Here is a 17,996-nt window from a genome sequence, read left to right as displayed (position 1 = left end):
TCCTGTGTCTCGGTTACCAGCGTGTGGGCGCGCCGGGCCAGTCGGGTGGTGGGAAAGGACAGGTCAGCGTCAGTTTGGCTCGCGCTGGCGGCTGGCCCACCGATCATGACTCCGGCGGCGCCTGCAATGGCGCCGCCTAGCACGACACGGCGGGGAACGGGACGGGACATCAGGTTTCCTCTACTAGTAGGCGAAACGTTGTCGGTATGCGGTTGGAGTGGTGCCGAGGACCTGGAGGAACACGCGGCGCATGGTCTCGTCAGAACCCAAGCCGCAACGGCGGGCCACGGCCTCCACGCTGACGTCGCATGACTCAAGGAGCGTGCGGGCCGCCTCGACGCGGACCCGGGTGACGTACTGGCCTGGTGTGATCCCGAGCTCGCGCCGGAACAGGCGGGTCAGGTGGCGCTCGCTGACCATTGCGCGGGCGGCCATCCCGGCCAGGGTGTGGTCGGCGGCAGGCTCGGCCGCGACCTTGTCGAGCACGGTGCGCAGAGCGGGGCTGCGTGGCAGGGGGACGTCGCCCCACACGCTGAACTGGGACTGACCGCCCGGGCGTCGCAGGAACACGACCAAGTGCCGTGCGACGGCTCGGGCCACATCCGCGCCACAATCCTCCTCGACCAGGGCGAGGGCCAAGTCGATACCGGCGGTCACTCCCGCCGAGGTCACCACCTGGTCGTCGCGCACATAGATGGCGTCTGGTCGCACTGCCACATCGGGAAACTGCGCAGCCAGGTCCGCGCACATCAACCAGTGCGTCGTGGCCTGTCGTCCGGCCAGCAACCCGGCCTCCGCCAGGAGGAATGCACCGGTACATACCGAGGTGACGCGGCGCGCGGCACCGCCAAGCCGGCGGATCTGGGCGATCAGCTCCGACGGAAACAGGTCGAGCAGACCTGGCGGAGGTCCGGGGACGACGAGAGTGTCCACTCGCTCTGTCACATCGGACAACGCACAGTCGACACTCAACACCACCCCTGTATCCGAGCGCACCGCCTGGCCGTCGAGCGAGGCGAGGCGCACCCGGTAGCTGCCTGCACTGTTCAGGACCTGTATCGGCCCAGCGAGGTCAAGCAGCACCACACCCGCACACACCACAACGACGACATCGTGTTGGTTCACATCTGCCACAGGAGAAGTCTTGCTAGGAAGCGATAGGACCTCAAGGACAACCAACCCACAGATCCGGACATCCGGCGTGTGGCGCCAGGTGTGCGGACGGTGGACTTCCAGCACGCCGTGCGCGACCTGCCGGATGACGTGGATCGGTGGCCAATCCTGAAGTCACCACCCGAGCACGTGACCGGCGTTCCCGGGCCGAGCCGTCGGGAGCCATCGCCTAGTGGCTTGCGGACCCGAACGGCGGGCGGGATTCGCAGCTGTAGAAGACGAAAACTCGATGAGAAAGGCATCAGCGAAGCAGAGATCAACGCGGCGGGTTCCGGACTGCTGGGAGTGGAGCGGGTGGCGGTGGTGCGGACCGAGTTTGACGGGGCCGGATTCGCGGTGAGCTGCTGGTCGGCGCGGACGCGTCGGCGCGTGCCTATCCCTGCTGCGGAGTCATATCCACCCTCCGCAGAAGCGGGCATGGTGTCTCGTCGGGTGACGTGGCCGGTCAAGGTTCGTGAACGCCCGGGTATCTGCCCGCGTGTGCATCCGCTATCGGTGATTGCTCTCTGAGCAAGGGCAGGCCACTGCGTAAGTCTCCGTGGTGAACGGGCAGTTCAACCGGGGGAGTGCGCACCATGGCCCGCCCCGTCGCCTCTCGTCGTGCGACGGTGTCTTCCGCTGCGGCCGGAGCAGGCACTCCCTGGGGGCGTGGCCCCGATCGCACTCTTTGCTTGAGAGTTCAAGTAGTCTCCCGTACGCTCGGCAATCGATACAACCCTTCACTAAAAATTTGTCGCTAAGGGGCTAATTGTCATGTCTTTTCCAGGCTTAGTGCCGGATCCGACCACTGTGCTGATGAGCGGGCGCGCGCTCGAGGAGTTCCTCGCCGCGGCCGTCGGTGAGTACCAACTGATCACTCCATCGAGCCCACTTCCTTGCTTCGCACTGCTGCTGGGCACCACAGAAGGGGCGACTCACTACGTCGAGCGTGTTGCTTTCGGCCGTAACGCCCGAACCTCCGACCCGGGGGCACGCCAGGAGTTCGCCGAGTCGATCGTGCCCCGCTTCGGTCCTGCTTATGAGAACGAGGTTCGCGGCTGGTGGATCGACTCCCGCGACCTTCTCCGCACGTCACGTGAAGCCGAGGCCGCGGGGCTAGAAATCCTCGGATCGATCCACATGCATCCCGACTGGCACCGCATTGGTCCTCCGATGGAGCGGCAGTTCGTACTCAGTGAGCGCCCCACTCCCATGGACCAGCATGTCTTCGCCAACACCGGCTGGCCCATCAACGTCGTCTGCTACTTAGAACGCCGAGGCGGCGCCATTTACCATGCGCTCGCGGCCTGGACACCGCCGGACGACCCCACAGGTCAGTGCACCGCGCTTCCCCTGCGCGTACGAACCCATGCTCCAGCGGATGCGTGAGCCGATGACTGCATTCGACGACCAGATTCGCGCCCTGTGGACCGCCATGGAACGCGGCTGGAATGACGGCGACGCCGCCGCATTCGCCGCCGTCTTCGCCGAGGACTGCGACTTCACCACGGTGCGTGGCGAGAAACCTCCCGGCCGAACCGGCATAGCCCACGGCCACGACCGGCTGTTCCGCACTACTTACCGGGCAACGCGCCTTGAGGTGGACATTCGGTCCATCCGTTACCTGAGCCCGGACATCGCCGTAGTCAACGCCGCATCGGCCGTCGTCTCGCACGACGGTACCAACCTCGTTGGCACGCACGCCGTGGCCGTGGTGGCACACACGCCGACGGGCCAAGGGGGGTCGGCATGGCAGATCGCCATCTTCCACAACATGGTCCCGGTCTCAGCAGCGAGCAATACCCCCGCCCCCCGACCTGAGAAGGAGCTCTAATGTCGAACACGCGCCCCGCCGAGAAGCCGAAGCTGCGCCACCTTGCGATTGTCGTCCGCGACCCCGAGCAGCTCGCCGCGTTCTACAGCGGAATCTTCAGCATGGAGATCTTTCACCGGGATCCTGACGGCAGCTGTTTCCTCTCCGACGGCTACTTCAGCCTCGCCTTGATCAAGCACCAGCTCGACGGCGAGACGCCGCTGGGCATGAACCACTTCGGCTTCCAAGTCGCCGACACGTCCGAAAGCATGGCAGCCCTGGTGGCAGCTGGGGCGGACAAGCCTGCCGAGCGCTTCACGAACCGTCCCTTCGCCGAATACCGGGCCATCGACCCCGAAGGGAACTGGTTCGACCTTTCCGCGCACGGCTTCGGCGGGCCCCGTCCGCCGGCGGACGAAGACACCGAGTAACACCGGAAGCACGGCGCTACAGTCCCGGTGCACCTCCCCGAACGTCGGCCTGGCCAGGCGTCGCAGGAAACCACGTCGAACCGCTGATGACTCCGGCTTCGGTAGTTCCGTGCAGGGCGCCTCCTCACTTGGAGGGCGCACATGCACTGCACTGCATGGCCTCGTCGCACCAGATATCAGCCCCGCAACGCGGGGTGCCCATCGGGGCGGACTGCGCTTCGTCCTCTGCGCTCACCGATTGGCTCCGCCAGTTCACCAGTCCGTCGACCCGTTGCGGAGCAGGACTACATCAGAGTGCCGGCGCATGAAGGCAGGGCCCCGGGTCCAGCACCAGGGGTGCCGAAGCCAACTCGTGGGAGAGGAGGCCCTGCTGATGCAGCCGTAGGCGTTTTTGTCCTCGAGTTCCACTCGGGTGCCGTCGCCGTGCGATTACCTCGTCCATCGGTTCGGGAAGCAGCCGACCGACTGGACAGGACGTATCTGTCGGACACGACCGATACAGGGTGGGCAGTGGTACGCAGCGCGTTGCCGGTACCCGCTTGGCCGGAGGGCCGGGGCGGCCAGCCAGAGGACTCCTGCAACCGGCAGATGGTGGATGCGTTCTTCAACGTCACCGACAACGGCGTCAAGTGGCACAGTGATCCCGCCGAACGCCCCCGCACGGGACCCCGTCTGTGGCTGCACGGGAGCCTCAGACGTCGCGCACACCACTACCATCCCCCGATTAGTGGCCGCGCCACAAAGCCTCACCACGCAGGGGAAAGCTGGTAACGAACCGTAGACGTGGCGCCGGTTCGCCGCGGTCCGGCGGTGGCCGGGCCGCGGCGAGGGTCGGCCGACGGCCGGGGGTCAGGATCCCGTGAGGGAGATGGCCAGGTCCGTGATGCTCAGCGGGAACTGGCCGATGGACGTGGCCTCACCGGTGAAGACGTTGATGCTGTACAGCGAGGGGGTGCTAGCGCCGTACGGGATCAGGGAGGCGAAGGCAGCATTGTCAACCGTCTTCCCGCCGGACAGCGTGCTGTAGATGTCCATGCCGGCATTGAGCCCGGCGTCGATGCCGAGGCTGCCGGTCGGAGCGAGCGTGCCGTTGTTCGCCGGGGACTGGAGAACGACCTGGTCGGTGGTCGTGTTGATGTCGACCAGGGTGGTCACGGTGGCCGCGTTGAGGTCGTTGTTCGTGTAGGCGGCGGCCGAGACACCCTTGGTCGTGCCCTCGGTCGGTGGGGTGGTCAGGTTCAGGTCTTGGATGGTGCTGTGGTCGTTGAGGTTGTGCCGCAGGTTCTGGCCGTTGTCGCTGATCACGCGCAGGCGGTCGGCCGCCGGGTTGAAGTCGACGCCGAAGTTCGTACCGTTCAGCGCGTACTGGAGCTGGGACACCTTGGTGACCACGACGTCCGCGGTGGCTGGTGGGGTCTTGATCGTGTAGATGCCGCCCTTGTTGCCGACGCCGTACATCAGACCGTCCTGCACCCGGAAGTCGATCCCGATCAGGCCCGTGTCGCCACTGAGGCCGGTGACGACCCTGACCCAGTCGAGGACCTGCGGCCGGTCGGTCCAGAACGTGGCCATCAGGGTGCCATCGCCGCTGATCCCGAACGCGCGCAGGCTGGGCGTGGCGGCGGGGGCGGCCGAGCCGGTCCCCGGTGTACCGAGCATGAGCGCGGTCGACGTGACCATGACCGCGACCGCCGCCATGATTCTCTTTCTCGTGCCTGCTTTCATCAGAGTTTCCCTCCCGTTTGAGCAAGCGCCGTTCGAAGCGCCTGGCTGATAATTCACCTACTCCCGCCCGTACTGATTACCGCAGTCGTGCCGAAGTCGCGCTGGAATGATTTTTGCGGTGGGCCTTCCTGCGGGCGGGTGCACGGTTCTCATTAAGGCTGCTTCACAGCTCCTCCACAAGAAGAAATGTTGAGGAGAACGCCCCGATCCGGGAATTTTGCGCACTGTGACAAAACCCCTGTCGATATACTTGCCGCCGTTTTGTGCGGAGTGATGAACACCGTCCGGATCTCGTCTGTCGGCTGTTGGCGCCGAATGACATGCTCGCGTTCATGGGGAGCCTCTTCGCCGAGCTGGCCCGGCAGGCGTCGACCAACGCCCGCCGTGAGGTCGAGGCATACACGCGTGAGATCCAAGAGTTCGGGTTCCTTGACAAGGACCCCCGGGCACGGGCCGAGACCCTGGAACACTCGATATGGTTCCGGCATCGCACGGTCGAACTATCGCCGGACAACAGCGAGTTGAGTGAAAAGGATCTTGGGTACATAGCGTCGATGGGGGAGCTGCGGGCAGGTGCCGGGATGTCGCTCGACGCGCGGCAGCGGGTGTTGCGCGTCCACACCGCGCTCATGCTGCGTGAGATCAACGAGGCGACCGAGACCCAGCGCGGCGGCGGTGTTGACGAACTCATGCGCATGATGACCTGGTTCGCTCCGCAGGGCGAACGCGGCATCGGCGCCTACCGTCAGGGATTCGTGCGCGTACTGCGCCGCCGAATCCCGTATACCGAACAGGTCGCCCTGCTGGCCCGGTCATTACTGAGCGGAGATCCGATTTCGGCGGAACTCGCCGCAGCCCTCGACATAGAACTGCCGGATCACTGCGCGGTGACGGTTTTCCGGCTTCAGGACCGGCCCACCATCGATCGTTTTCTGGAAAACGAGATCGGGGTGCTGGTGAAGAGCCACCAGGCGCCGGTCATGTGGGGACCGGAAGGCGAAAACGGGAGCGGTGAGCTGATCGCCCTGCTTCCCCTGTTCTCTGGAGCCGTGGCAGCGGAAAATGCACCGCCACACGTTGTTCCCGACCTCTTACCCGACCTCATCCCCGAACACCTGCCGGATCTCGTACGGGACTTCGCCGGCGCCCTCGGCCGCCCCTGCGCCGTCGGCACGGCCACGGCTCCGCTGCCGGAGCTGGCCGACGCTCTGGACCGTGCCCGACGGATCAGCCAGGTAGCCCCGCTGCACCGAGCGTCCGCCCGGCTGCGGCCGCACACTCTGGCAGATGTCTTCGTCGAACTCGCCGTCGCGGACGTGCAGTGCGTCGACGACTGGCTCCGTGCAGTGGCCCGTCGTCTGGAGGCCGGTCCCGACCTCCTCGCCACTCTCGATGCGTACTACTGCCACGACATGCACCGCGGTGCCACGGCGACCGCGCTCAACGTGCACACCCGCACCCTGGACTACCGCCTGCGCCGGGTCCGCGAGCTCTCCGGTATCGACCCTGGCTCGACACAGGGAGTGCGTACGCTCAGTGCCGTCGTCACCCGGCGCCTGTCGGGAGCGTGGCGCTGAAGACGTCCGGTTGGTTACACCGAGATCGGTCAGGAGCTTGGGCGACCTGTGTGGCGGTCATAGAGGTGCCCCGGTGTGCACGGCGTGCGGCACGACGCCGTTGCGGTCGATGGCGGCGCGGATTAACTCCTCAGCGACAAGGCTGCCTTCACGGGCCTCGACGGACTGGTCGACGACGTAGCGGCCGCAGCGTTGTTCCCAGGGGTGATGGGGGATGGGGTGGCCGGCCCTCGAGCGCGGAGTGGCAGCGGTGGTGTCTGCAGGTGTGTAGGAGGTCTGCCAGGGCAGGTGAGTTCAGGGTTGCTGGTCCGGGCCGTGGTGGGCCCATTTGTCAGGCAGGGTGTGGGTATGGTCGACCGAGCGTCGAGGTCCCTGTTGAGCAGGGCCTTTCCCGCTCGAGCTCCTTCCGATCCGGACCGAAGCCCGATTTCCGAGCGTCCGGCTTACCATTGACTACTGCGTGAGTGTTGTGTCCGGCTCCCCGATGGGAATGCGCTCGCAGCTCCGTAGGCCCAGCAGTCGTACGGCGCGTACGGAACCGCCCCCCTCGCGGGAACGCCCCTTGTTTGCGATCTGCTCGCTCCGACTGCGGTCTCCGCTACGTCTGCGGCCGGACCATTCGGCCGTGGCTGATGACTTACCGCCTGGCGAGTATGCACTGGGGGCGCTTGCACTGCAGTCGAGCGGGGAAGGCCGTGCAACACCGCCTGCGCCCGTTCGAATTGGCCCTGGGTGGTGACGCTTTGCGGCGCGGCCATTAGTCGGGGGATGGTGGTGGTGTGCGCGACGTCTGAGCCTCCCGTGCTGTTCGGGTTGGAAGCCTCAACCCATAGACACAGAAGCTGCGTTGGGTCCGCATTCCGCCTGCCCCATGTGCTGGCCGAGCGGGTCACGAGGCTCATGGTCACCCGCGCGGGGAACCGCCGCTGCGAACTCACGCCGCACCAGCGTGCGCTGGTCGCTCAGGTGTACCTGGGCCAGCAGGACAGGCTCGCCCGGATCGCTGTCGGCTTGGCATCCCGGTGGCCACCGTCCACGCCTATACCACCACGGCGATCGGCCTGATCACGGTGTGAACGTACAGATGGTGACCGACCCGGACGGCCTCGTGCTGTGGGTCTCACCGCACTGCCGGGGTGCGCGCCCACGCCAACCCAGCAGACCGTCAATCGTGCGCTGTCCCCGGCACAGGCGCGGTCGAGAGCGGCATCGCACGGCTGAAGTCGTGGCGGATCTTCCGTACGTCCCGACGCAGTCCGAATCGAATGTCGGCAATCTCCGCAGCCGTCCTCACCCTGGAGCGGTAGTGCCGAAAAGCCCCGGTGGACGGAAAGACTGTCCAGGTCTTCATGCCGTGTCATACGACGGGATTGCAGGACCGGCGCCTGTGCTGTTCGCGCCGCTGCGACCTCAGCGGCGCGACGCTCAAGTTCCAGAGGGTGATGTCCGGCAGCGAGGGGCCAGGCAGCCCCGCTTCCCCCGAGTGTGCTGTACGAACACCTGCTCCAGACGATCCGCACCGAACAGTGGCAGGGAGCGGCTACGTGTCCTCCGCTGCAGGCACCAACCCAGCTCGCCCGCCACTCCGCGGACTTCGTACGGGTTCCGCGTGCATCGGTCGGTCAGGCCGGATTCACTGGCAACGTCCAGGCGTTGTTCTGGATCTGCTTGATGAGTTCTTCGGTGGCCGGCGGCCACACGTTGCGGTAGTTGCCGTCTTCGGCGCCGATGACCTCGACCATCTTGTCGATCATGTCCTGCGGGTCGTGCTGGCCCTTCATGATCTCCGCGAAGGTGGCCTTGATGTCCTTCTCGCGGGTGAAGTTGACGGTGTCGTCCTGCCAGTGGTAAGTCGACTCGCCCATGCGGTCGTTGAAGCCCGTGTCGTAAGCGCCAGGGTTGATGGTCTGGACGGTGATGCCGGTGGGCGCGAGTTCGGCACGCAGTGTTGCGGCGATGGCTTCCAGCGCGTGCTTGCTGGCGCAGTAGGCGCCCAGCCCGTAGGCGGTGAGCATGCCGCCCATCGAGCTGACGAGGACGATGCGACCCGCCGTGCCGGCGTCGACGAACTTGCGGATGACGCGCTGGGTGAGTTCGAGGTTGGCGAAGACGTTCGTCTCGAAGGTGCGCCGGACCAGATCGACCGGGATTTCGGCCATCGGCCCGCTGTCGCCGATGGCCGCATTGCTGACGAAGGTGTCGAAGTCCCAGGCGGCAGCAGTTGCGATGTCGCGGGCATCGAGCACATCGAGCTTGTCGACCGTGATGTGATCCTGCAGACCAAGCTCTGCGACATGCCGACGCAGTTCGCTGACCTGCGGCCAGATCTCGGTGGTGGCGATGACCTGGTGGCCGGCCTGCGCAAGACCGATGGCAGTGCCGCGGCCGAGGCCGCTGCCGGCACCCGTAATCAGGATCTTCTTCATGACGTCCTCTCGGATGAGCAGTCGGGTAGTTGGAGCTCAGACGGAGTCTTTGGCGCCGGCGCGGGCAACCTCGCCGTCCTGGGCGGGGAAGCCGCCCGAGACCCCGACCGCGCCGATCAGAGTCCCCGCTTCGTCATGGACGGCCACACCACCGGCGAAGGGGATCAAGCCGCCGTTCGTGAATTCGACCGTGGGAGCGGGTCCGCCGGGCTTGCAGTACTCCCAGAGGTTCTCGGTCGGCCCGTTGAACAGGATCGAGGTCTTGGCCTTGGCCAGGGCAATTTCGATCGAACCAAGGATCACGCCATCCATGCGGGCGAAGGCCAGCAGATGGCCGCCGCCGTCCACGACGGCGATGGCCATTGGCACCCCGATACCGGCAGCATGGGAACGGGCCCGCTCGACGATTGACTGGGCATCGTCCAGGGAAATGCTCATTGAAATTCCTTCGAACGTGCTGACGACGAAAGCCGTCCGAAGAGCCCTTCGAGCGGCGAACTTCAGCTGATCACGTTCGCCCGGGGCCGCTCCATAACATGAATGGGTGAGGGGGCTCCGGCGCCTCTTGGATGCCATGCTGCTGCGAAGGACTTCCTCAACCACGCCCGTGACGTGCGCAACTGAGGAGTCCGTAACCTCCTTCTCCCCGGCAGGGCATGGAGAAGTGGAATGGCGCGCAAACTCCCTGGTCGGTCGGGACACGCGTCCCGCGCGCGGGGATCTTTGGTGACTCGCTCGGTCGTCCCCGGGCGTCGGGCCTGACCCCGGGCCCAGGCCACCCACCGGGGTTTGCCACAATGGTCGAACGTTTGTGCCTGCATTCACAAGCTGATCTGAGCAGGCCGACGTCTCTCCCACCGAACCCACCGAACCCACCGAAGGTGACCCGTGGACCTCAAGACCGCTACTGCCCTCCGCCGCCTCCGTCTCGTCTCGGCCCCGGAGGCTGTCTCCTTCCTCCTCCTGCTCGTCTGCTCGGTCCTGAAGCGGACCACGGACTTCAACGCGGTGCCCATCATGGGCGCGGTCCACGGCGTCCTCTTCGTTGTGTACGTGATCTTCTGGGCGGACGCTCGGAAGCGTGCCCAGTGGCCGCGGAAGACCGCCGCGCTTTACTTCGTCCTCTCCGTCCTGCCGGCCGGCGGCTTTTTCGCCGAGCGCAAGCTCAAGCGTGAAGACGTGGTCACCGCCTCCCGCGCTCACACGGAAGGGATCGTCAACGCGTGATCGTCGCGTCTCCCGTGACGCCGCTGGATGTCGGGGAGGACGTGGGGGAGCGCTGCGCCGACGCCGCTCGGGTGTTCCGCGAGTTGGGCTTGGCCAACCGCACCGACGCGATGTTCACCTCGATCGAGGGTGAGTCGGACGAGGTAATGGATGTCGACAGGCAGGCCGTCACCGGCGTGGAGCCGCAGGTGAGCCAGCGCGAGCAGGGCCTGACGCCCGGTCGATAGCCGTTGCCACCCGAGTGCCGCACGAGAGCCTGCCGCAAAGTCGATCTTGGTTGTCGATGAACTGTGGTGTGGAGCGCGGTGACTGACGGTCGGCCAGCGGGCCCGGCTGGAGCCGGATCATCACCCAGCTCCAGCTCCAGGGCCGATGCTGTGGACCTGATCCCGAGTCCCACCGTGAGCGTGTCTTCGACCGTTTCAACTTGGCTGAACCATGCCCGTACACGAGGCGAGGGCGGCACCCGTCTCGGCCTTGCCACGGTCCGAGAAATCGCGACCACTTACGGAGGCCTCGGTACTGCTGGAGCAACCCGCGCTGGCGCCACCGGCGCTCGCATGGTCCTGAAGCTGCTGTTGCCGGGGCTGCTGCAACGGTGTCGGATTTTCACCAGCATGAGTCCGCACCGCACCTGATTCACCTGCTAGTACGCCCGTACGTTGAATTCCGAACCGTTAGTTTTCAACAGAGGAGTACTCGTGAGCGTGCCCATCGTGTCCATCGCCTACCACTCTGGCTACGGCCACACCGCAGTTCTCGCCGAGGCGGTTCAGCGGGGCGTCAAGGAAGCCGGCGCAGTCGTCAACCTGATTGCCGTTGACGAGATCACACATTCTCAGTGGGAGCAGCTGGACACCTCGGATGTAATCGTCTTCGGTTCGCCTACCTACATGGGAACGGCCAGTGCCGCCTTTCACACCTTCGCGGAGGCGACATCCGAGCGCTGGTCGCGTCAGGCATGGAAGGACAAGCTGGCCGCGGGATTCACCAACTCAGCTTCCAAGGCGGGCGACAAGCAGTCGACACTCCAGTACTACGCGACGCTGGCGGCACAGCATGGCATGCACTGGATCTCGCTGGGCATGCACGGAGGCTGGAACTCGTCCAAGGGCAGCGAGAACGATCTCAACAGGTTGGGGTTCTTCTTGGGCGCCGCTGCACAGTCCAACGCGGACCAGGGCACTGAGGGTGTGACGGTCAGCGACATCGCCACTGCCGAGGCGTTGGGTCGCCGTGTCGCGGAAGCGGCCGCCACGTGGGTGGCCGGTCGCAACGCACGCGCCGCCTGATCGGGCAGGCCTGGCTTCCGCGCAGACGAGAGCACCGTGCGCCTCGCGAAGATCATGCTCAATGCAGCGTCCGAACGGCCAGATCCGACACGACATCAATGACACAAGCTGGTCGAACAGCTTGAGAGGTGCGCTGTTGTCATGCTGACCGAAGCTGACCTGTCACCCACGCGTTGCTGATGGCGGCCTCGACCCCCTAGCGGTCGCAGATCAGACGGGCGTTGAGGACGATGCATTTTCCATGTAGGCGCTCGGCCGAAATGATCACTGTTCAGCGGAGTGGGCTCGGGTCGACCACGGACCGGATCGGTCGGCGTCAGCGGCTCGATCCGGTCCGACATCGGATCCGCGGTCACTAGCCGGGCAGAGCCATGCCGCCAACTGAACAACTCATGAGGGACGCAACCTGGTGCCATCGTCAGCACGGGGACGAGGAGGCCCAACACCTGCGCTGCCAGATCATCTTCAAGGTGCTCGTTGCCCAGGGCAGGACGGTTGATGCTCGCAGCGGGTCCCGCCGAGTTCACTGCGATGCGAGACCGGATCCCGAGCTACAGAGACCGACCCATTGACCTCACACAAGGACGGTCCGTCCAGCGACGGGTTTGAGATGGTGCACGGTCCGATTTGGCCATGGCCCGGACGATGGGAGCGATCGGATGTACGAAGTGCGGAACGGTGGCCTTGACGCCCTCCGACTGGAGGGAAAGGTTGCGGTGGTGACAGGCGGAAGTAGTGGGATCGGCGCTGCGACCGCGAATCGCCTGGCCGAACAGGGGGCGTTGGTGGTGGTGGGGTTCCACCATGGCGCGGATCGAGCGGCCCAAGTGGTGGCCCATCTGCCAGGTACTGGGCATCGGCACCTGGCGATGTCGATCGAGGACTCACCGCAGTTGAGTGAGGCAGCACAATTCGTCGAGAACCACTACGGCCGGTGTGACGTCCTGGTCAATTCCGCGGGCATGACGCGCAAAGTGGCACACTCGGACCTCGGTGCCTTGGACGACGAGTTGTTTGACTCGCTGATGCGGGTCAATGTCCGCGGTCCGTTCGCCGTGGTTAGAGCATTTGCATCGCTGATGCAGAGTACGGGCGACGCGATCGTGGTCAACGTGTCCTCGATCTCGGGCAGCACTGCGTTGGGGAGCAACATCGCCTACTGTGCCGCGAAGGCCGCTCTGGACAACCTGACCATGTCTCTCGGGCGTGTATTGGGCCCTGAAATCAGGGTGATCGGCGTGGCGCCGGCCGCGGTGGACACCGGCTTCGTCCCGGGCCGGGGCAGGTCTGCCATGCTCGCCCAGGCTGCCGCCACCCCGCTCCAGGTCGTTGTCGCGCCAGACGACATTGCGATCGCGATCATCGGGGCCGTCACTCATTTTCGCGTCGCCACGGGCACTACGTTCCTCGTGGACGGAGGGAAGCATCTGTAGCGCTCGGCTTCTTTCCTCTCCCATTTGGCGTGTGCTCGATCTATGTCCAGCGGCACCGTTGGAGTCGCGATCGGCGATCAGGGCCTCGATCGTGCGGCAAGTAGCCCGGTCTTCGTCAACCTGAGTCGCGCCACCGGTCTTGGCCAGCGGGCCCGCCGTAGAACAGACCGCGTACTAGGCCTTGTTCCACAGTGCGGCGACTGCCTGTGCGGCCGCCTGGCCCTGGGTGAAACCGGCGTGGCCCGCAGGGGTCCTGCTGGCGGGGGACAGCGGGTCGGTGCCGAAGGCCGCGAGAGCGGCCTCGTCGGGGGTGATGACCTCGATGAGGGAGCCGCGTTCGGCGAGCGAGGCGGTGTCGGCGTCGAGCACCGGGTCGGGCATCGGAGCGATGACGAGGGTGCGGGCATAGCCTGCTGCGAGATCGAGGTTGGTGAAGGAACGGACGCCGCCGTCGATGTAGCGGGCGTCGCCGACTGTGGCGGCAGGCCAGACACCTGGGATGGCGCAACTCGCGGTCACGGCGTCCACCAGGCCGACGCCGGAGGTACGGTCGAAGATCCGGGTCTCACCGGTGGCGGCGTTCACGGCGACTACGGACAGATTGTGCTCCGGCCAGCTGTGGGACGGCAGCCGAGTCTCGATGACGGTGCGTCGCTCGGCCTCGGTCACGGTCTCGGCGGCCAGTGCCATCTCGCCCATCCGGCGCAGGCGTTCCACTGGGTCCACGACCTCGGCTTCCACCTTCGCACCGAACTCGAAGGCCTCCGCGAGCGCGCCTTCCCGTGGCGTCCGCTCCTCCCGCTGGAGCGCGGGGTCGACTTGGGCCTGGAAAAGCACCGACAGCTCTACGCTGCTGGTGATCTGTGCAGCCACTACCGACCCAGCCGAGGTGCCGAACAGAAAGTCCGCGTCGGTGACATCGACCCCAGCGTCCGCGAGACCAGCGAGCACACCCGTCGCCCAGGCGATACCAGCCACTCCACCGCCGCCTATGACCAGAGCGCATTCGTTCTTCACTTTTATCCCCCACAACCACTGGATTCCGATGCGATGTCACTGCAAGGTCCCAGGTGGGCAGCGATATTCCCGAGGGCAGAGTTCGCCACAACTGGCGGATGCCCAACAAGGCGGTCCGGTTCCTGATGCGGGTTAGCGCTGACAGCCTCGCGTTGCTTCGAGTCGTCGCCAGCAAGTTCGACCGCCGTCATTGTGAAGCAGAGGACCGTATCCCTGAGCTTCGACCGCCTTGGACAACCCTGCTGCTTTGGCGGAGACGTGCGTACCTGCCCCTACCGATGCTTCAAATTCGCTCGGCTCGACGGGAGCTGAACGGTGGCTGCATCCGACTCATTGGTAGCCGCCAGGCCTGATCGGCACGGTCCACTACCGCGTGGCCCGCGCCCGGCGACCCTGATGGACCTGTTCGTAGCGGCGAGGTCGCCCGTCGTCCTGAACGCTGACTGAGGCCATTCGCACGAGGGCTCCAGGTCCTGCCACTCAGGCAGCACCTCAATCAGGAACGAGCACGATGACACATATCCATGAAGGTCGGCACGTCGTGGTGGTCCCGCTTTTCGAGGTCCAGAGCCTGACGGTTTCAGGCCCTACGGAAGTCCTCGCGCGCGCGAGCAGCGAGGACTTCCGTTACGAAGTCCTGACGGCCTCCTACGCTGGCGGCCCCGTCCGTTCCTCCAGCGGGCTTCTCTTCGTACCGGACAGGACTCTCACCTTCGTACCGGACAGGACTCTCACCGACATGGCCGACGTGGACACGCTGATCGTGCCGGGCGTGGACGGCGTGCCGGACGTCAGCCCCGAGACCGCCGCGCCGTCGCTGCCCTCGCGAAACGGGCGCGGCGTTCCGCGGCGGTGTGCACCGGAGCTTTCCTCCTCGCTGGTACCGGACTCTTAAACGGCCGTAAGATCGCCACGCACTGGCAGTACGCCGAGGAACTGGCTGCCCGACACCCGGACGTGAAGGTCGACGCACGCGACACCGTGGTCCGGGACGGCCCCGTCACGACGGCGGGCGGCGTCGCCTGTGGCATCGAATTGGGGCTCGCGCTGGTGGAGGAGGACCGGGACCGCGAGACCTCCCAGCGCATCGCCCGCCACCTCCTCACCTACGTCAACGGGCCGGGTGGACAGGCCCAGTTCGCCGAGCTGCGAGCGCGGGAGGCGCAGAGCGCGGCACTGCGGGAGACGCAGCGTCTGATCCTCGACCACCCGGCGGGTGATCTGACCGTGCGTACGCTGTCCCGGCACGCCGGCCTCTCCGAACGGCATCTCTCCCGGCTGTTCCGCGCACAGGTCGGCATGTCGGTCAGGGAGTACGTAGAGCAGGCCCGGGTGGCGTTTGCGTCCCGTCTGCTGACCGAGACGACCGATACCCCCGAGGCAATCGCACGGCGGGCCGGCTTCGGCACGGAAACTACCTTGCGCCACGCCTTTCTGCGGGTGTTGCAGATCTTGCCGCTTGAGTACCGCGAGCGATTCACCTGAGCCGCATCTCCAACTGGCAGGGAATTCATAGCGTGTTCGCTCCGACTAGTGGATCGGACGGCCGAGGTTCGCCCGTGTGCCGAGTGGATCCGAAGTCGTTCGATGCGTTCTCACTCTCGGGTGTGGGGCGGTACGGCGGCCGGGCCGCCGACGGACATGACGGATGGGGAGTGGGCGGCCATCCGGCTGCTGCTGCCGGAGCGGGGCCGGGTGCGCTGCCTGGTCCGCGAGCGGCTGGAGCGGGATGCGGAGGCGACAGCCGGGGGATCAACTCGCAGTCGGTCGAGGCGGACGCTTCAACAGCGGGGAGCCGTCTGGTCGCGGTTGGGGAAGTTCCGCTGCCGCCAGCGGAGGTTTACTGGCCGTCTCCGGCGGAGAACTGAGTGGCCGTTGACGCCGCCACCGCAGATCGGACCGGACAAACCTGTCCGCCATTCGAGCGAACACCGACTCCGATCAGCAGCCCAGACCGCTGCCTCAGTCATCCCCCGTAGCGGGACTACGACAACTGTCGGCTCAGGACACGAACTGCTGCTGACCCGGGAAATATGTCAGGAACCTCTCGCGCTCAGGCGGCCACGTCCGCTCGCGCCTTCTGCCGGAACAGAGCGCGGTAATCCTGGGGCGAGGTCCCGACACGTCTGTGGAATGCCGCGCGCACAGACGCCGGGTTCCCGAGTCCTGTCAGTCGCCCGATCCGCTCGATGGGCTCAGTGGTTGTTTCCAGTAGTTCGCGCGCGCGGTCGATGCGTGCGTCGGTCAGCCATGCCATGGGTGAGGTCCCGGTCTCGTTGCGAAAGCGGCGGACCAAGGTGCGCCGAGCCATGTGGGCACGTGCGGCGAGATCGTCGACGGTAATCGTTGCTGCCATGTTGTCGAGCATCCAGTCCCGGACGGTGGCGAGTTCCTGGCTGCTCGGCCGGCTGCGGAGCTGGTCAATGTATTGCGCCTGGCCACCGGGTCGTTGGGGCGGCGCCACCAGGAGCCGCGCCCTGGCGTTCGAGGCGGCGGCTCCGTGATCAATCCGGATGAGGTGGAGGCACAGGTCGATTCCGGCGGTCACGCCTGCCGACGTGAGGATGTCGCCGTCGTCGACGAACATGCGGTTCGGCTGGACCTCGATGCTTGGGTAGAGCCTTTGAAGCTGGTCAGACACCTGCCAATGGGTCGTGGCGGGCCTTCCGTCGAGTAGACCTGCTTCCGCCAAGGCGAACGCTCCGGAGCAGATGGACACGATTCGTGCGCCGCGGTCGTGCGCCGCGCGGAGAGCGGCCAGGGCTGCGCTCGGGACGACGGCGTCAATGTCGTCGTATCCCGGGACGATAACCGTGTCTGCTTCTTCGAGCGCATCAAGGCCGGCTGCACCGGTGACGGAGAACCCTGAGCGGGCAACGGGCACGACCTGCTCATACGTCGCAACCGTCAGTTCGTAGTTCGGGTCCATCGAGAAGATCTGCGCCGCGATGCCCAGCTCGAGCGGCAGCACGCCGGGCAGGCTCAGTACGACAACGTGGTGGCGCAGGGGCACAGCCGTATCACTGGCGATCATGGCCCAATTGTAGCGGAGGAAGGCCCTCGGGCCACTGTTGGTGGAAGGCGGCGGCAGCTTAGGTTCGGATCATGAACGATCCTCTGGTTGTACCGACTGGCGACATCGCCGACGCAGCCCTCGCGATCCTGCACGAGACGGTGGACAAGCAGATTGCCGAACACAGCCTGCGCAGTTTCTACTTCGCACGGCTGACTGCTCAGCAAGAAGGCCTGCTCACCGATGCGGCATACGACGAGGGCCTGCTGTTCGCAGCCACGGTGATGCACGACCTCGGGCTGGGGACGCTTGCCGAGGGCAATGCCCGATTCGAGGTCGAAGGCGCGGACCTCGCCGCAAAGCTGCTGGCTGAGCACGGGGTCCCTGACGGCGACATCGGCCGGGTCTGGGAAGCCATCGCCCTGCACAGTTCGCTCGGCCTCGCCGACCGCATGGGCCTGCTGACCTACCTGACCCACAAGGGCGTCTTCACCGACGGGGGCCGCTTCGCCGACCTTTCCCCCGAGCTGCAGGAGCCCGTGCGTCTCGCCTACCCGCGGTCGCCCAGTGACCGCTCGCTCCAGCTGGCCATCATCAAGCACGCCCGAAAGTCTCCGAATGCGGCGCCGCCCTTCTCCATCGCGGCTGACCTGCTCAGGCAAACCGGCGGCTGACGAGAGTCAGAGGCAGTCCGGCGGTACACATGAGTCGGCCGAGTGCGGGGCGCTTCGATCGGTCGTGACCGGAGTCGACGGCCCGGCGGCGACGCCATTGAGCATGTTGAGGGCTGTGGGTACGTGTCTGCCATTCGCTGGCTGTCGGTGGCCTCTGAAAAGTGGTTCTGGATCACTTTCAGTGCCAGAGCCCCGGGGGTCACCACAACCGCGATC

Annotated in this window: 16 protein-coding genes and 2 pseudogenes; 12 read left to right on the top strand and 6 right to left on the bottom strand. The window is 65.9% G+C overall.

The window, feature by feature from the left end; translation table 11 throughout:
- Positions 1-183: 183 nt before the first annotated feature.
- Positions 184-1,134 (bottom strand): GlxA family transcriptional regulator, encoded by a 951-nt coding sequence (locus tag OG219_RS00635; protein WP_323183246.1) that lies wholly within the window; start codon positions 1,132-1,134, stop codon positions 184-186.
- Positions 1,135-1,926: 792 nt separating this feature from the next.
- Here OG219_RS00635 and OG219_RS00630 point away from each other — a divergent pair.
- The 3 genes from OG219_RS00630 to OG219_RS00620 are packed head-to-tail and all read left to right on the top strand — an operon-like array spanning position 1,927 to position 3,396.
- Positions 1,927-2,541 (top strand): hypothetical protein, encoded by a 615-nt coding sequence (locus tag OG219_RS00630; RefSeq protein WP_266821716.1) that lies wholly within the window; start codon positions 1,927-1,929, stop codon positions 2,539-2,541.
- Positions 2,534-2,986: an SgcJ/EcaC family oxidoreductase gene (locus tag OG219_RS00625; RefSeq protein ID WP_266821714.1), complete on the top strand. Its 453-nt coding sequence runs from the start codon at positions 2,534-2,536 to the stop codon at positions 2,984-2,986. Before OG219_RS00630 ends, OG219_RS00625 begins: the two co-directional genes overlap by 8 nt.
- Positions 2,986-3,396 (top strand): VOC family protein, encoded by a 411-nt coding sequence (locus OG219_RS00620; RefSeq protein WP_266821712.1) that lies wholly within the window; start codon positions 2,986-2,988, stop codon positions 3,394-3,396. Before OG219_RS00625 ends, OG219_RS00620 begins: the two co-directional genes overlap by 1 nt.
- 849 nt (positions 3,397-4,245) lie before the next feature.
- On the opposite strand, the gene OG219_RS00615 is transcribed toward OG219_RS00620, so the two are convergent.
- Entirely contained in the window at positions 4,246-5,094 is an 849-nt protein-coding gene (locus OG219_RS00615; RefSeq protein WP_266835954.1) for a DUF4394 domain-containing protein, read from the bottom strand.
- A 359-nt stretch (positions 5,095-5,453) separates the two neighbouring features.
- Between OG219_RS00615 and OG219_RS00610 the strand changes: the two genes are divergently transcribed.
- Both OG219_RS00610 and OG219_RS00605 read left to right on the top strand, forming a co-directional pair.
- Positions 5,454-6,698: a CdaR family transcriptional regulator gene (locus tag OG219_RS00610; protein WP_266821710.1), complete on the top strand. Its 1,245-nt coding sequence runs from the start codon at positions 5,454-5,456 to the stop codon at positions 6,696-6,698.
- Positions 6,699-7,598: 900 nt separating this feature from the next.
- Positions 7,599-8,005: pseudogene (locus OG219_RS00605) on the top strand (hypothetical protein).
- Positions 8,006-8,320: 315 nt separating this feature from the next.
- Here the strand turns inward: OG219_RS00605 and OG219_RS00600 are convergent.
- Together OG219_RS00600 and OG219_RS00595 are read right to left on the bottom strand one after the other, a co-directional pair.
- Positions 8,321-9,124: an SDR family oxidoreductase gene (locus tag OG219_RS00600; protein ID WP_266821708.1), complete on the bottom strand. Its 804-nt coding sequence runs from the start codon at positions 9,122-9,124 to the stop codon at positions 8,321-8,323.
- Between the two features lie 36 nt (positions 9,125-9,160).
- A complete protein-coding gene (locus OG219_RS00595; protein WP_266821706.1) occupies positions 9,161-9,562 on the bottom strand; it encodes a heme-binding protein in 402 nt (133 codons plus the stop codon).
- Between the two features lie 450 nt (positions 9,563-10,012).
- On the opposite strand from OG219_RS00595, the gene OG219_RS00590 reads away from it, so the two are divergent.
- The 4 genes and pseudogenes from OG219_RS00590 to OG219_RS00575 all read left to right on the top strand — a co-directional run bounded on the left by OG219_RS00590 (position 10,013) and on the right by OG219_RS00575 (position 13,076).
- Entirely contained in the window at positions 10,013-10,351 is a 339-nt protein-coding gene (locus tag OG219_RS00590; protein ID WP_266821704.1) for a DUF3817 domain-containing protein, read from the top strand.
- Positions 10,348-10,545, top strand: a pseudogene (locus tag OG219_RS00585) (thiamine-binding protein); the annotation flags it as partial. The gene OG219_RS00590 and the pseudogene OG219_RS00585, both read left to right, overlap by 4 nt.
- A 507-nt stretch (positions 10,546-11,052) precedes the next feature.
- Positions 11,053-11,643, top strand: coding sequence for a flavodoxin family protein (locus OG219_RS00580; protein WP_266821702.1), 591 nt, complete (start codon positions 11,053-11,055; stop codon positions 11,641-11,643).
- 659 nt (positions 11,644-12,302) lie between these two features.
- The gene (locus OG219_RS00575) at positions 12,303-13,076 is read left to right on the top strand and encodes an SDR family NAD(P)-dependent oxidoreductase (protein WP_266821700.1); all 774 of its coding nucleotides are present in this window, start codon (positions 12,303-12,305) and stop codon (positions 13,074-13,076) included.
- Positions 13,077-13,250: 174 nt separating this feature from the next.
- Here the strand turns inward: OG219_RS00575 and OG219_RS00570 are convergent, their stop codons facing one another.
- Positions 13,251-14,093 (bottom strand): patatin-like phospholipase family protein, encoded by an 843-nt coding sequence (locus OG219_RS00570; protein ID WP_266821698.1) that lies wholly within the window; start codon positions 14,091-14,093, stop codon positions 13,251-13,253.
- Between the two features lie 511 nt (positions 14,094-14,604).
- On the opposite strand from OG219_RS00570, the gene OG219_RS00565 reads away from it, so the two are divergent.
- Positions 14,605-14,988 carry a hypothetical protein gene (locus tag OG219_RS00565; protein ID WP_266821696.1) on the top strand — a complete coding sequence of 128 codons (384 nt, stop codon included), beginning with the start codon at positions 14,605-14,607 and terminating at the stop codon, positions 14,986-14,988.
- Positions 14,946-15,578, top strand: a complete 633-nt coding sequence (locus OG219_RS00560) for a GlxA family transcriptional regulator (protein WP_266821694.1) — start codon at positions 14,946-14,948, stop codon at positions 15,576-15,578. Before OG219_RS00565 ends, OG219_RS00560 begins: the two co-directional genes overlap by 43 nt.
- Before the next feature lie 568 nt (positions 15,579-16,146).
- Here the strand turns inward: OG219_RS00560 and OG219_RS00555 are convergent.
- Complete coding sequence (locus tag OG219_RS00555; protein ID WP_266821692.1) at positions 16,147-17,127, bottom strand: GlxA family transcriptional regulator; 981 nt, start codon at positions 17,125-17,127, stop codon at positions 16,147-16,149.
- A gap of 71 nt (positions 17,128-17,198) precedes the next feature.
- Between OG219_RS00555 and OG219_RS00550 the strand changes: the two genes are divergently transcribed.
- On the top strand, positions 17,199-17,780 hold the full coding sequence (locus OG219_RS00550; RefSeq protein ID WP_266821690.1) for an HD domain-containing protein: 582 nt from the start codon (positions 17,199-17,201) through the stop codon (positions 17,778-17,780).
- Positions 17,781-17,996: the final 216 nt, after the last annotated feature.

This window comes from Streptomyces sp. NBC_00038, from assembly GCF_026343635.1.
In the GTDB taxonomy this organism is placed as follows: domain Bacteria; phylum Actinomycetota; class Actinomycetes; order Streptomycetales; family Streptomycetaceae; genus Streptomyces.
Note: the sequence above shows the minus strand (reverse complement) of the source record. Positions and strands in the feature narration are given on the sequence as shown.